The sequence below is a fragment of the Haloarcula sp. 1CSR25-25 genome, from assembly GCF_032027985.1.
GTDB lineage: Archaea > Halobacteriota > Halobacteria > Halobacteriales > Haloarculaceae > Haloarcula.
In genome coordinates, this window is the sequence record NZ_JAHYBW010000004.1 from 296,763 (window position 1) to 310,923 (window position 14,161).

The 14,161-nt window shown below is 66.1% G+C and carries 9 protein-coding genes and 2 pseudogenes; all 11 read right to left on the minus strand.

The window, feature by feature from the left end:
* Nucleotides 1-17 precede the first annotated feature (17 nt).
* The 11 genes and pseudogenes from KZ498_RS14165 to KZ498_RS14215 all read right to left on the minus strand — a co-directional run bounded on the left by KZ498_RS14165 (nucleotide 18) and on the right by KZ498_RS14215 (nucleotide 14,147).
* Nucleotides 18-668 carry a phage baseplate assembly protein V gene (locus KZ498_RS14165; protein WP_312619622.1) on the minus strand — a complete coding sequence of 217 codons (651 nt, stop codon included), beginning with the start codon at nucleotides 666-668 and terminating at the stop codon, nucleotides 18-20.
* Complete coding sequence (locus KZ498_RS14170; RefSeq protein WP_312619624.1) at nucleotides 665-1,774, minus strand: hypothetical protein; 1,110 nt, start codon at nucleotides 1,772-1,774, stop codon at nucleotides 665-667. The genes KZ498_RS14165 and KZ498_RS14170 overlap by 4 nt, the downstream gene beginning before the upstream one ends.
* Complete coding sequence (locus KZ498_RS14175) at nucleotides 1,771-2,415, minus strand: LysM peptidoglycan-binding domain-containing protein (RefSeq protein ID WP_312619625.1); 645 nt, start codon at nucleotides 2,413-2,415, stop codon at nucleotides 1,771-1,773. The genes KZ498_RS14170 and KZ498_RS14175 overlap by 4 nt, the downstream gene beginning before the upstream one ends.
* Nucleotides 2,416-3,501, minus strand: a complete 1,086-nt coding sequence (locus tag KZ498_RS14180; protein ID WP_312619627.1) for a hypothetical protein — start codon at nucleotides 3,499-3,501, stop codon at nucleotides 2,416-2,418. It abuts the gene before it with no gap.
* Between the two features lie 193 nt (nucleotides 3,502-3,694).
* Nucleotides 3,695-7,978, minus strand: a complete 4,284-nt coding sequence (locus KZ498_RS14185; protein WP_312619629.1) for a DUF4157 domain-containing protein — start codon at nucleotides 7,976-7,978, stop codon at nucleotides 3,695-3,697.
* Nucleotides 7,975-10,077, minus strand: a complete 2,103-nt coding sequence (locus KZ498_RS14190; RefSeq protein WP_312619630.1) for an ATP-binding protein — start codon at nucleotides 10,075-10,077, stop codon at nucleotides 7,975-7,977. Before KZ498_RS14190 ends, KZ498_RS14185 begins: the two co-directional genes overlap by 4 nt.
* The gene (locus KZ498_RS14195; RefSeq protein ID WP_312619632.1) at nucleotides 10,074-10,535 is read right to left on the minus strand and encodes a phage tail protein; all 462 of its coding nucleotides are present in this window, start codon (nucleotides 10,533-10,535) and stop codon (nucleotides 10,074-10,076) included. The genes KZ498_RS14190 and KZ498_RS14195 overlap by 4 nt, the downstream gene beginning before the upstream one ends.
* An 8-nt stretch (nucleotides 10,536-10,543) precedes the next feature.
* A pseudogene (locus KZ498_RS14200) lies at nucleotides 10,544-10,699 on the minus strand (DUF6760 family protein); the annotation flags it as partial.
* A gap of 8 nt (nucleotides 10,700-10,707) precedes the next feature.
* Nucleotides 10,708-11,103: pseudogene (locus tag KZ498_RS14205) on the minus strand (hypothetical protein); the annotation flags it as partial.
* Nucleotides 11,100-11,540 (minus strand): phage tail protein, encoded by a 441-nt coding sequence (locus KZ498_RS14210; RefSeq protein WP_312619638.1) that lies wholly within the window; start codon nucleotides 11,538-11,540, stop codon nucleotides 11,100-11,102. The gene KZ498_RS14210 and the pseudogene KZ498_RS14205, both read right to left, overlap by 4 nt.
* A complete protein-coding gene (locus KZ498_RS14215; protein WP_396276135.1) occupies nucleotides 11,541-14,147 on the minus strand; it encodes a choice-of-anchor D domain-containing protein in 2,607 nt (868 codons plus the stop codon).
* Nucleotides 14,148-14,161 lie beyond the last annotated feature (14 nt).

The window sequence follows — 14,161 nt, forward strand, 5'->3', positions numbered from 1 at the left end:
GTGATGGCTCCTGGATGTTAGTTGATTTTCACTAGCGACCCCTTAAGTGTTAGCATACCTGACGTTTCTATCGACACACCGCCGCTCCCCGTCAGTTCGATGTTTGCGGCCTCGATAGCGACGGTCCCGCTTCCGGACAGCGTCACCGAACCGCTGTTCAGATCGAAGGTCAGGCTGTTCTCGCCGGTCTCGTCGGTGATGGAGATAGAGCCGCTTCCCGACTCGTCGGAGAGGTCGACCACCGACCCGCCCGCCGTCTCGATGGTGACGCCGCCGCCGCTGTCGGCGTCATCGAAGGTGACCGAGTGGCCCGACCGTGACCGGATTGTCCGGATGTCGTTGTTCCCGTCAGCGTTGTCCTCCGGGGGTTCGCGCTGGCCGTTCCAGAGCCCGCCGAGAACGTACGGGTGTTCGAGGTCGCCGTTCTCGAAGGCCACCAGCACCTCGTCACCCTCCTCCGGGAGGAAGAACTCCCCCCGATCCGGCCCGGCCATCGGAGCCGCGATGCGCGCCCAGTAGGTCTCTTCGGGCGCGTCAGCCCACGGGTACGTCAGCTTCACGCGACCGAGTCCCTGCGGGTCCTGGTTGTCCGTCACCAGCGCCATCATCACGCCCGGGAACTCACCCCGGTCCATCCGGTCGGACCCGGACCCCGGTCCGGCGCTCATAGCTCCCTCCGCTTGACCGAGAACGACGTCCGGTAGCCGGAGTCGCCGAACCGGTGTGTGGCCGACTCGACGTAGTACACGGTCGAGAACTTCTCGGTCAGCCCGTCGAGCCGGACCCGTATCCCCGGCCGTAGCTCCGGTAGACCGATACACTCACCCTTGCCAGAGACGGTGCCATCGAGGCGATTCGCGAGGGCGCCCTCTGCCCGGGCCGTCGCCTCGGCATTGGTCCGAACCGGGAGCCGTAGCGTCTCCGTGGTCGGCTTCCCGCTGGTAGTACTGGCCCCCGCGATAGCGCCGCGAGTGGCGGTGCCGACGATCTCCTCGCCACGCTCGGCGCTCCAGTTGCGTACCTCGACCCGGTCGACCTGGCCGGCCTCGTTGACCTCCGGCGAGAACGAGTCCAGCGAGGAGCCGTATTCGAGGGCGAGTTCCGCCGCCCCGTCGTACCGCGGCGGCTGGAAGTACAGGTCACCATCCCAGGCGTACAGTTCGTAGGCGTATGCCGTTCCCAGCTTCAGGAGGAAAGCGAGGTCGTGGTCCGAATCGGCCTGCTTGATCTCGGCTGGTTCGACGCCGGCATCGACGGTTTCGACGCTTCCGAAGTCGTAGTCCCGCTCGTCCTTGACGCGCTTGACGACCTCGTGTGGCGCAGTGTCTGTCCAGGTGTGTGTCCATGCCTCGCGGTCACCCGCCGGTTCCGGCGGTTCCGTCATCGTGTGTAGCAGTCCGAACCCATCGACGGTGACCGTCGGAGCGCCGCCGGACGGGAAACTCGGCCGCACGGCTGTGATACGCCCCTCGTGGAGGAGCGTGGCCTCGGTGTCGCCGTATCCCATCTCGACGCGGACCGACTGGTCCGGGGCGAACAGGTCCCAGTCCAGCCCCTCGAACTGGCCCTTCTCGACGTCGTACGGGTAGTTCAGCGTGAACGAGAACTTGGTGGCTTTGTCCAGCGCGAGGTCGACGCTCACGTCGGAGACCACACCGTCAGTCTCCGAGAAGCCCGTGTCGCCGACCGTCACGGTGAACTGCGGGACGTAGAAGTCCTCGTAGCGGTCCTGGAGCGTCCGGAACGTCGCGATACCGCTCTGTGCTCCGCTCATGAATCGATGGATGGGACGACGAGTTCGGTTCCGGCGGCGATAGACCGCGGGTCGCTGAGTCCGTTGGCGTCGGCGATGCGGCGCCATTCGCCCGGGTCGCCGTACTCCGCTGCCGCGATGGCCCACAGCGACTGGTCGCCGGTAACTCGCCGGACTTTCGTGCGGTCGGCTGAACTCCGCGGCTCCGACTCAATCTGTTTCGTGACCGTCTCGTAGCGCTTGAACGAGAGGCTCACCGTGGCCCTGACCGGTCGCCCGTCCGGCATGAACAGCGTGAACTCCTTTTTTAAGCTCTCGACGATGGCTGTAAAGGACAGGTCCCCCCAGACGAACTTGCAGATGGGCGGCGCGTGCCGTTCGCCGTCGACGCTCACCAGTCGGTCCAGGTCCGCGATGTGGTCGCTGACATCGTCTCCGCTCTCGTAGGTATCTACAAGCAGGTCCATCGACAGCGACTCGGCGTCGCCGCTGACGAACTGGCTCACCGGCGTGTCCATCCCCGGCAGCGCCACCTCGCCGTACTTGACAGACTTGTCGACGCTGTACTGCGTTGGGTTGAACAGCACCTCGATGCTGTCCATCTCGTTCAGGTCCCGGTCGAGCAGCAGAATCGTTGCCGGCTCGTACTCCGCGCCGGACATCTACAGCCCCCTCCGTTCGCGCTCGACGCGCTCGTGACGGGCTAACTTCTCCGAGAGCTGTTCAACAAATCGATCGAGCGCGGGCTGGTCAACCGTCTCCAGAGATAGCGGCGAGGGCGCACTCGCCTCGGCGTCTCCGGGCCGCTCAGAGGGCGACTGATCGGTCGCGAAAGCGCCGTCCGTGGACCCGTCGCGGCGCTCGTTCGACGCCCGGGCGTCGGCTTGACGCCTCCCAGCACTCTCTGGATCCCGGTCCGCCCGCCGTCCGGACTGCGACGTGAGTCCCGAGTCGGTGTCGCCGTCCACTCTAGCGTCGCCCGCGGGAGGGCGGCTAGCGACCACGAGGTCCGGACGGCCGGCCGAGGACCCGGTCGGAGTGCGCTGCTCGGAATCGAAGCCCGGACCCGTCGGCAGGGTCGCCCCGGTTTCCGCTCCTCGTCCCGGCGACCGCGCGCTGGCGTCAGCGTCTTCGGACCCTGTGGCGTCGAGCAACGTCCACGGATCCGGACCGCCGCGGCTTGGCGGCGGGGCTGAATCTGACACGTCACCCGGGTCAATGACCGGGTCAGGCGAGCCCGGCGGTCGCGTCGTAGAGTCGGCTTCTCCCTCGGACGAGGGCCGGCCTTGTTCGCTTGCGGGCGCTTCCTCCCGGACCACTGTGTGAGTCGGATCGAGGGACTGGACGTGCCGGCCGTCGGTCGGCACCGTCTTATCGGCGTCATCATCCGAAGACCGCTGGAGCAGTTCCCTGACCGTGAGCGACTCCGTCTTCGTCTCTGTCGCCTCAGTCTCGGACCCGCCCGTCTCGTCGTTCGGTTCGGGGCCTCCGCCCGATTCGACGACCGTCTCCCGCGTCTCTCGCTCGCGAACCTGCTGACTCACCAGTGACTGAAGCGTCAGATACGTCAGGCCCGGCCCCCCCTTCCTCGTCTGTGGCGGCCGCCCTCTCTGGAGCAGTCCGGCGAACGGACGGAGGAGCCCGGCGTCTATTCTGCCCGCACTGGCCATCCCTGTGGAGAGTCGGCTGATTTCGCGAACGGTCGGTTCGATGCTGATATCGGGTGGCTCGTCTGTGTTCTGTGTCATGTCTTTCGTATTGAGTTATCGGCTTTCAGTACACTGTCTCGGGGAAGATACTTTTATAATCTGACAATCCCACCGGACATAAGGATTATTCAAAGTGTGTGACACTTAGTCGCATGGGTAGCGGTCCGAGTTGGAGAGGTGGCACTGAAGGCGCCGGAACGAGAAGCCAGCGTCCGCCTCCAAGATCAACGGGTCACCACTCGGGAATCGAAGCGCCCATGTGATTGTCAATCGACCAGGTGGATTTGATTGAGACGCCCCCTTGAAGGACATCAATCTGTACCACGACCTGTCTGGCGTGGAAGGCGTACGCGAGGTTCTTCCGGATAGCGTCTAGGTTAGATTCAACGGTCGCGAGCGGTAACTGCGCTGACCCGCCCAGCGCAGCGTGGACGGCAGTCGGCGTTAGCCTCGCATTCGCAGCCGCCAGTTTGAAGAGCGATTCTGCCCCGCCCGGGGCAGCTCCGATAGTGGATACGAGCCAGCTCTCTAGCTCGCTTTTCCCGCCGTGTGTGGTTCGAACCGTATATCTCATCAAGACCGGCTTGGGAGTGACAGTCTTGTCGATGGCATCTCTCGCTGCCTGCTCTGGATTGTCCCGCATATAGATGTTGGTGGCCGGTGATATCGGAGTCAGATTCGCCCGGTCGTTACCGGGACCGCCGAGCGTTTTTGCGACGAGGTGGCCACGCTCGTATTTCGATATCCCAGACACATCATTGAGAATCGTTATTCCGGCGGGGTCAACGTTCGCTGAACTCCCTTTCCCTTTTGATTCCTTGCTTATGGGGTCTCCAAGCGCCCCCGTGGCTCGCTTGTATCCGTCAGTACTCCCCGACTCGAAGCGGTGCCGCGGCGGCTGATACGACCCCTCCGTCTCGATGTAGAACGGGGCACCGCCGAGCGGGCTGAACATCGCCTCTAGCCGGTCGATTCCCTCGTTTGCCTTCCGTTTCTCTTCAAGTTCGTTCGGCTCGCGGTGTAACTCCAGGAGGAGGGACTGTAACTCACCGGCGATGGTGTCTAGCCGCTGAGCCAGCGCGTTCTTCGTCTCTTCGCTGTATCCTTTCCGGTTCTCCGTGATGTACAGCTTCTTCAAGTTCTGTAAGCGACCTTCGAACTCCTGCCAGCCGTTACTCGCCATTTCGATGACCACGCCGGTTCGCGTAAACCTGGCCCGGAACCGGTGCTGCTCGGACCCGAGTGAGAACGGAACCTTCTCAACGGTGACTTCTCCGGTTTCATCAGTCGACTTCTTCTCTTCCTTCCCGCCGATACCCACCGCCCGCAACACCGACTGCACGGAACTGACAGCCTTGTCGATCAGCCAGTCCAGCGCCCGGTCTACGACGCCGCGGACCTGCGCGACGATGCCCGTGATCTTCTCACCGATGTTGCCGAGGCCGAACTGATTGGCGAGGAAGCCGATGGCGACGGGGACGGCGTTGGCCAGCCCCTGTTCCAGTTTTGCCGCGCCGGCCGCGAGTTCGCCGCGGGCCACGCTGGCGATGGTGGAGACGTAGTCGTTGACGATGCGGAGGATGTCGACCGCGTACTCGCCGGCCGACTGGACGGCACTGAGAAACGCCGAGAAGCCGTTGATGACTGCCATGACGCCCGTCGGGTCGAGGAGGCTCAGGAGCCAGCGGGTCGCGCGGTTGATGACCCGTTCCATGACCCACTCCCGCGCTTTCGCGAGCACCATGTCCCAGAGGCCCGTGACCTGGCCCTGGATGTACTCCCAGATCGCCCCCACACCGCGTTCCTGTACGTCTGCCACGAAGTTCCAGATGCCGGTCAGCTTGTCGATAGCACCCCGAATCCGGTCGACGTTCTCCTGGCCGATGCGTTCGGCGAGTTTCGCCCAGATGCGGTCCATCGTGACACCAAGCACCTGCAGCACGAACTCCAGGACGGACCCCAGAGAGAGGTCAGTGGGCGGCTCAATTCCCGCGTCCCGAAGCCCGCGGAAGAGCCAGTCCGCGAGTCCCCGTCCGAGGTGGGTGAGGATGTTCGTAAAGAAGTTCTGGAAGCCCAGTTTGACCGCCCCGAGCATGTTCAGCAGGAACTTGACGGGGTCCTGCTTGATGACGGTAATCGCCTGCATCGCGTTGCTGACGATGCTCCCGATAAGTCCGGTCGGGAAGTTCATGAGCCGGAGAACGACCGAGAACAGCTCCCGGAGGACGACGCTGATGAACGAGAACAGCCTTGATACCGGCTTGCGGAACTGAGCGATGATCCGCTGGAAGGCCCCAACAGGCTCCATCAGGGCTTCGATGGACAGACTCTCCCAGACGCCCCTGAAGAGGCCGACAACGAACTCCCAGGTAATTCCCAGTTGCGTCATCGCCTCCTGAATGCGGGTCCCAGCCTGGGCGACGGCCCCCGTCTCGGCCAGTTTCTGATAGAGCGCGCTACCGCCGGGCAAGAGCGTGATGAACCCGTGCATAATGGTCTCCGGCGTCCGTGCCACCCGTTCTCCGGTGAAGGGATTGCGACCCAGGACAACTGTCAGGAGTTCGAACCCCGGCAGATTGTCGGTGACGTACTTCTGCAGGGTGCCTACCAGCGCGTCCTTGACGAGTTCGAGGACTTTGCCGGCCACCGTCGTAGCGAAGGTCCAGACCCGCTGGAGGAAACTGCCCACGCTACTGACAAACGAGCTGACGGTCTCCCAGAGCGACGCCAGATTCGCCGGGGAAATCGCTTCCCAGAGCTGTTCGACGAGCCCCTGGAGTTGGGTCAGGAGCCCTGTGAACGTCTCGACCTGTGTGGCGATCCACTCGGCCGCCTCCGTCACCACGCCCTGCTCTCGCATCTTCTGGAGGTGTTGCTCCCTGCCGATGAGACGCAGGAAGTCCTCGAGTATCTCGGTCGGCGTCGCTTCGACATCCTCGCCCCGGAGCGGGTCCCGCCTCAGGACCTTCGTGAACAGCGACCACGCCCCACTGGCGTCGAGCACGTTCTGGACCTGCTCCACGACGGCCTCCTCGATGAACTCCACGACCCGGTCCACGAGTGAGCGGGCGAACGTCTTCACGTCCTCGTAGAGCGTCCCGAAGTGTCGTTCGAGGACGTCTACAGCCCCCTCGCCGATACCCAGTAACGAGCCCGCGACGCTGACGTCGTCCCAGGCGGCCTCGAGTGTCTGTCTGACACGCGCCAGGGTGAGATTCAGCCGTTTCAGCTCGCTTGTCACCCACTGGAAGGCGTCCCCGAGGATATCGAGTCCCCGCAGCCGCTCGATGATTGCGGGCCCGAACGGGACGAGAGAGAGCAGCCCCTCGACCAGGTTGTCGGGGGTCCGTTCGACCGTCTCGCCCAGCAGCGGGTTGTAGCCGATGAGGACCGTAAACAGCGTCCAGCCGGGGATGTACTCCGCCCAGTCGTTCAGCTTCCGGAGTGCACTCTCCGGGAGCAGCCGCTGGACGTCCGCCGACGGCGTCGCGGCCCGCTCGTGGCCCTCCGACGCTGCGCCCTGCTGGACGACGTGAGTTGCCTCGTGGGCCATCAGTTCGAGGTCGTGTGGCGACTCGCCGTCGCCGAGGAAGATGTGGTTGTCTCGGGTGAGCGCCCGTGCCCCGAGTCCGCTCGCGGCCCGGGCCGCCTCGGTCCCGTCGTGGACCCGCACGCCGCCGAGACTCGTCCCGAGCGCAGGCTCGATGCGACTCCGGACGGGCCGGGGTATCGACCGGCCGGCGCCGGGCCTCCGTATCGTCGACGTGATTGCGGATGCCCGTGGCGGTGGGTCGGCCCCTGTCCCGTCGGTCTGTGGCTGGACCAGGTCTGTGTCGGTCGCGGCCGTGGGGCGACCGGCGTCGTCCAAGACGGACCGGGCGCCGCCCCCCGTCGCCAGAGCCGCCGCGACGGCGTCTGCCTCGCGCTCGAACTCGTCGTTCGGTCGGCCGACGGTGAGCTTCGGTTGCACGCCGTATGCGTGTGCCCGCGCAACCGGATTCGGGCCCCCTGAACCGGGCTGTGGACCCGACACGGGACTGCGCTGTCCACCCGTCGCGGGACCGCTCCTCCCGGATACTCGGGACGGCGCATCCGTGGACTCCGCTGTCGACCGTCCGGAGCGGTCCGCGGACTGTTCGGACCCGCCGAAATCGGACTGCTCGGTGGGTCGGGCCTCCGCCGACTCGGCGGGGCCCGTCCTCGTCCGCTCCGGTGACGGCTCGCGTCCCTCGGCCGCCTCATTTTTTACAGCAGTCGCCGCCTGCGCGACAGCACGGTTTCCCAGCGTCCGCTGGAGGCGAGCCACTCGCCCCGTCGAACCGCGGCCCGCGTCTGTCGAGTCGGCCGCGATACGCTGCTCGCCAGCCGGTCGACGAAGCGGCCTCTCGCCACGGTCGCCACCGCTCCGTTCGCGGTCCGACGGCTCCGTCTCCCGGTGTGTCGAAGTCGCAGTCTCGTCCGCACGGCGCCTCCTGGGACCCTCGCTTCGCTCGGTCTCCGACTCGTGGGTGTTCATCCTGATTCGAGGACGTCGCGATACTCCTCGAACTGGGCTGTCTGTATCGGCCGTCCGATCTTCTGACACTCCCGCTTCGCGGCGCGGACGACCTGCTCCATCTCGACGGTGGTCCCCTCGTCGGCCGCGAAAAAGGCGGCCGATAGGGCGATGTTGCGGATGTTTCCGCCGGTGAAGTCGAGCCGCGCCAGGTAGTCGTAGTCGAGGTCGCCGACCGGCGCGTCGGCCGGGAAGACGCGTCGCCAGATCTCCGCCCGGGCGGCGCGGTCCGGGAGCGGGAAGTCAACGCTGAGGTGGACCCGCCGGAGGAACGCGTCGTCGATGTTCGACTCCAGGTTCGTGGTCAGGAGGACGGCGCCGTCGTGTTCCTCCACGCGCTGGAGCAGGTAGTCGACCTCGACGTTGGCGTAGCGGTCGTGGGCGTCTGACACCTCCGAGCGCTCGCCGAACAGCGCGTCGGCCTCGTCGAACAGGAGCACGGCGTCGCTGTCGGCCGCCTCGTCGAATATCCGACCCAGGTTCGACTCCGTCTCGCCGACGTACTTGCTCACGACAGCGGCGAGGTCGATCTTGTAGAGGTCCAGACCCGCCGCGTTCGCGATGACCTCCGCCGCCATCGTCTTTCCCGTTCCGGACGGGCCCGAAAAGAGGGCGATCAGCCCGTTCCCGAGGCTGGTCTCGTCGGCGAACCCCCAGTCGACGTACACCGTGCCGCGGTCCGCCAGGCGGCTTGAGACCTCCCGTAACTGGGTCTCCGTCTGGGCCGGCAGGACGATGTCCTCCCAGTCGTAGACGGGGTCGACGCGAGTCGCGAGGTCCGTCAACTCCTCGCTGGACTGGGCGCGACAGGCGGCGTACACGTGCTCGGCCGTCGGCTCCGTGCCCGCTGCTCGGGCGGACGCCGCCGCCATGTCCATGGCCGCGTCGATGGCACCACGGCTCAGTCGGAACGTCGATGCCACCCGCTCCGGGTCGAGGTCGGGCGGGCGGTCGTCGCGGTTCGCCCAGTACCGCCGTCGGGCCTCGTAGTCGACTTGGTCGACCGATATCGGGACGAAGTCGTGGTCGGTGGGTATCGACCTGAGGTCCGTCGAGGGCTGGTTCGTTCCGGTGAGAAACACCGCCGTCGGGAGCGTATCGAGGCGGTCGACAGCGGCCGTCGCTCGCTCGGTGTCGTCGAGGACACCGTCGAGGGTGACAGCCGACCCCCTGAGGCGGGCCTCCCGTTCGAGGCGGGCCAGAACGTCCCCGAAACTCGCGTCGTCGACGCGTCCGGCGTCGAGCGTCAGGAGCGGGCCGTCACGCTCGGCGCACATCGCCTCGACGCGCGCCGCCTTGCCCGTCCCAGCGGGACCGTGCAGCGCAATCATCGGCGGCGACGACGTGGGACGTTCGTCGTTGAGGGCGGCGAAGACTCGTCGTGCATCGTCGGAAACGTCAAGTGAGTCCGGGGACCGCGTCGGGTCGGTCGTCGAGACGACCGACGACAGCCTCGGGTCCGTGGCCTCCTCGCCCAACAGATACCCGACGACCCGGGGGTCGACACTGACTGTCTGCGTGGGTAGCGGGCCGTCCCCGCCGACCCGCACTAGATTGTCGTCGACGAGCGGCGACCCCGCAGTGAACAGCGTCCGGTCCCGGAGGTGGTCCGCCTCGTCGAGCACCCCGAGGATGAACCCGACTGTCGGCCGACGGCGAGTCGCGTCGTCCTGCAGGTACGCGTACACGGTGGCGTACTTCTCGTCGATGTCGGGGGCTGTGGCGACGAGGAGAGCGTCTCGTGCGAGGGGTGGCAGGTCGAACCTGTCGACGAGTCTGTCCAGACTCACTGTAGCGCCGGCGTCGGCCGAGGCACGCCGCCGCTCGCGTATCTCGTTGGTGTACCGGTCGAGGCGTTCCGCCTCGGCGCGTGTCTCACGGCCTGCACCGTCGGTCGTTTCGGGCGTCAGAAGGTCTCGAACCTCCTGTTCGGAGACGTACAACGCCCCGAACTCGTCGATCGGTCCCTCGAACCTGTCCACTTCGAGGCGGAGCCGGCAGTCGAGCCGCGCCAGCTCGTCCCGGACGTACGCGCGGTCGGTCGGATACGGGTCGCTCACGGCATCCCCTGCACCGTCGAGAGGCCGTGGTGGGCCAGTTCGAGCGTCTCGATGGCCACCGACCCGGAGTCCGCGGCCAGTTCCGGCCCTGCCCAGCGGACCGGCAGCGCCTCCCGGCACTCCCAGCCGACCGACTCCGTCCCGGTGGTGTCCTGCAGGAATATGCGAACGGTCTTCCGACGGAGTCCCTCCGGTGTCGGTGGGTCGTTGGTCGCGCGCTTCATCCACTGCCACAGTTGCGGGTCGTCGGTCAGTCCCCGCTTGAGTTCGATGTTCTCGTATTCGAAGCGCGTGGGTAGCTGGTGAGTATAGGCGTTGACCCCACCCTCCTCGTATGACTCTGCCTCCATCGAGACTTCGAGGCCGCTGACCTCGGTGAAGCCGCCGACGATCAGCGAGTCTATCTCGACGAGAAAGCGGTAATCGAGGTACGGGTCGGTCCGATCGCTGGCCGACATCAGTCCCCCTCGTTCATGCGTTCGTTGATATTGCTAATCTCGGCACACCAGCGTTCCCGTTCAGCGTGTGGCATTGTCATGACCTCCTCGTGACTCCAGTTGAAGTGGTAAGCGACGAAGGCGACCTCGCGGTACAGTCGCTCCGGGTCCCGTTGCCCCGTCACGGCCCCCCGTTTCCCGCGTTCACCGCCGAGACGCTGTGGCCGCCCTCGGCACTGACTTCGAACTGCGATGCACACTCGGGACAGGTCACGTCCACGACGTTGGCCCCGCGTTCGTTGACGCGCTCGTACATGTCCTGGAGGTACGCGAGGTCGCTCACGAACAGGTTCTCGATGGTCCCTGGCGTCACCTCGCCGACGTCACCGAGGTCCGTCACCACGCGGGCGAGCAGGATGACGGTCAGGTACGACCCGTTGGACTGCACCCGCGGGTCCGTCAGCGGTTTGAGTTCGTCGGCCGCCGTGGCCAGACGCATCCGTCCCTCGCGGTGGCGGGTCCCGTCGTCGTCCACGTACCCCTGGGGGAGCGTAAACTCGAACCTGGTCTGGAGGGTGTCCTCGCTCATGCGGTGCGCTCCATTCCCTCGTGGACGATCTCCATCTCCTCGATAGCCACCTCGTTCCCGGTGGCGTTGAGGTCCGGCGCGTCATACTGGCGACACCAGGCCCTGACGAACTCCCAGCGGGCCCCCGGCGACCCCTCCTCGTCGAGGAGCACGATGGCGATGGGACGGCGGGCCTCGTCGGTCTTCCCCTGGGCGACGAGGTTCCACCACTCGTACAGTTCGATGGCGTCTGAGGTGACGCCCCACTTCAGCGTGAGATTCCCGTACGCCGCAAGCGTCGAGAGCTTCCGGGCCGTCGGCGGGTCCGTCCCCTCTCGGTACTCGACGATTTCGGTGTTGGCCTCCGGAATCGCCACCTCGCTGAAGCCGGCTTTGGAGATGCCGTCGATTTCGAGGAGGTACCGGGTGTTCCGCTGTGGGCCGTGTCGGTCCGCCATCTATGACCCCCCCTCCACGCCGTCGGTCCACTGCGTGATACGGAAGATGACGAACTCGGCGGGCTTGACCGGGGCAACCCCGATTTCGACGATGAGCTTCCCGTTGTCGATGTCGGTCTGGGTCATCGTGGTCCGGTCGGCCTTGACGTAGAAGGCCTCCTCGGGGGTCGTGCCGGCGAGTCCGCCGTCCCGCCAGACCGTGGTGAGGAAGTTCCGGACTGATTGCCGGACGCGGGCCCACAGCCGCTCGGTGTTCGACTCGAAGACCGCCCATTGGGTCCCCTCGTCGATTGACTCCTCGATGTAGAGGAAGAGCCGACGGACGTTGACGTACTTCCACTGCGGATTGGCCGACGTGGTCCGGGCGCCCCAGACGCGGATGCCGCGGCCCGGGAACGAGCGGATGGCGTTGACGCCCTTGGGATTCAGCCGGGCCTGATCGGCTTTGGTGATCGGGAACTCCAGGTCGACGGCCCCGCGGACGGTTTCGTTCGCCGGGGCCTTGTGGACGCCGTTCTCGGCGTCGCTCCGGGCGTAGACGCCGGCCATGTGGCCGCCGGGCGGGACGAGCTTTCGGACTCCTGTCTCCGGGTCGACGATTTCGATATGGGGGTAGTATATGGCCGCGTACTCCGAGACCGCTGTCTGTGGCGGGAGGTCGCCCGGACTGGCCCCCTGCTGGGCCTGCAGGACCGCGATGCGGTCGGCCATGTTCTCACAGTGTGAGACGATGGCGCCGGTCAGGCCGTCAATGGAATTCTCGTCTGGCACGCTGACGATATTGATGTCGTCTGTCTCGGCGAACCCGGCGAGCCCGGTCCGTTCGCCGCGGGGCTGGCTCTCGTCACCGGTGTAATGTCTCAGCCCGACATCCTGGTCGGCCTCGTCGTCGGGCGGGACCTCGAGGAAGACCGTCCCGTTCGCCGGGCGGTCCGACCCCAGTCGCTCGACCTCGACGAGGTTCGAGCCGCTGTTGATGACAGTCTCGTAGTACTTGCTCGACGATTCCGTCGTCGTCAAATCGGTGTAAATCTCCTCGACGTCTGGCTCCTCCTGGGCTTCGAGCAGTTCCTCGTCGGTACCCTCGGCCGCCGTCAGCGTCGTCCAGTACCGGATGGTAACGTCGAAAGTGTCGTTTGCGCGGGCGCTGTTCCGAACCGTTACCGCTATGCGGCCCCCCCACTCGCCGGGCCCGACCGCCTCGACGTTCAGCATCGGGTCGACGCCCGTCGCTCGCAGGGCGTAGGTTCCGGTCCCAGTGGTGTCTGTCGAGAAGTCCACGTCGAGGTCGGCCTCCACAGGGCCCGGTCCGGCCGGGGTGACGGTAACAGCTATGGCCAGAGACTCTCCGGGTGCGAGCGTCCCGACCGGTTGGTTCGGGTCCTCGGGGAGCAGGTCCGGCGCGAGGTGGTACTCGTCCTCGCCGTCGTTACGGATATCGACGCTGTCGATAGTTACGTCGCCGCCGCCGGTCGGCGCAGTGTTCTCGACGACGACCCGCTCGGTGCCTGACTCGCCGACGACTACCTCGCCGTAGGTCAGGTCGGCCGGAGCGGGCGGGTCGGCCGCGTACGCCCCGGGAGCCACGGTCCCGGTCCCATTGACCCGGATGACTCGAGTGGGTGTCCCGGTGCCGTCGTCGTATGTCACCTCGACCGTTCCCTGGAGTGACCCGTCCGTCGTCGGTGCGAACGTCAGTCGGAGCACGGTCGTTTCGCCCGGGGCGAGGGTCACATCGGGCGCACCCGCCGCGAGTGTCGCACCGAACGCGGCCGGCCCTGTCGTCCCGACATCCGTGATTCGAAGGTCGTTGTCGCCCGCCTCGCCCATGTTGCGCAACACGACGAGGCTCTCCTCGCTGGTTCCCGTGACGGTTTCGCCGAACGTGACTGCGACCGCCGAACTCCCGAGCGTGTTTTCGGGGTCAACGGCTTCGGCGCGGAGCGTGACCTCCACCGGATTGAGCTGTCCGTCAACATTAATCTCAAGCACAGCCTCCACTTCCTCCGCGGCGCCGTGTTCGACTGTGACTTCGATGGTTCGCGGCCCCCCGTCAACTGGGAGGTCGGCCGGATTGAAGTCTCCCGCGTTGGCCACATCGAACGCGCCCGGATTAGCTCCACCCAGGCTAACACTGTTGATTGTCACTGGGTCGGCCCCGGTGAGCCCCTCGTTCGTGACAGTCACCGTCTCTCGAACTACCGTGTCCAGCGGCACCGTCCCGTAGTCGATGGTGGTTGGCTCGACGGCCAGTTCGGCGGCGTCCCCCGCGGCCATGCCCTGACCCGAGAGCGGGAGGACGAACGGCGGGTCCGCTCCGTTGTGGTCGACGGACAGCGACGCCTCGTGGGAAGTGCCGTCCTCCGGTTGATAGATGACCTCGACTACCAGCGGCGCGCCGGGAGGGAGTTCCTGCGGCGTGGTGCTCCCGTCGGGTAACACGGCGTCGAACGCCGCCGCGTTCGCTCCGGTGACGGCGATGTCCTGGATGGTGATTTCGGGGTCGTTCTCGACCCCAGTGTGCTCGATCTCTACCGTCTCGGACACGGTCCGACCGACGACGACGTCGCCGAAACCGACTGTCTCAGTGTCAGCCGTCAGCGCCATGGGCGGGTCGTATC

Excerpts from the sequence above, each read along its gene's own strand:
- KZ498_RS14165 (WP_312619622.1), bottom strand. The coding sequence starts at position 668 with ATGAGCGCCGGACCGGGGTCCGGGTCCGACCGGATGGACCGGGGTGAG.
- KZ498_RS14170 (WP_312619624.1), bottom strand. The coding sequence starts at position 1,774 with ATGAGCGGAGCACAGAGCGGTATCGCGACGTTCCGGACGCTCCAGGAC.
- KZ498_RS14175 (WP_312619625.1), bottom strand. The coding sequence starts at position 2,415 with ATGTCCGGCGCGGAGTACGAGCCGGCAACGATTCTGCTGCTCGACCGG.
- KZ498_RS14180 (WP_312619627.1), bottom strand. The coding sequence starts at position 3,501 with ATGACACAGAACACAGACGAGCCACCCGATATCAGCATCGAACCGACC.
- KZ498_RS14185 (WP_312619629.1), bottom strand. The coding sequence starts at position 7,978 with ATGAACACCCACGAGTCGGAGACCGAGCGAAGCGAGGGTCCCAGGAGG.
- KZ498_RS14195 (WP_312619632.1), bottom strand. The coding sequence starts at position 10,535 with ATGTCGGCCAGCGATCGGACCGACCCGTACCTCGATTACCGCTTTCTC.
- KZ498_RS14210 (WP_312619638.1), bottom strand. The coding sequence starts at position 11,540 with ATGGCGGACCGACACGGCCCACAGCGGAACACCCGGTACCTCCTCGAA.
- KZ498_RS14215 (WP_396276135.1), bottom strand. The coding sequence starts at position 14,147 with ATGGCGCTGACGGCTGACACTGAGACAGTCGGTTTCGGCGACGTCGTC.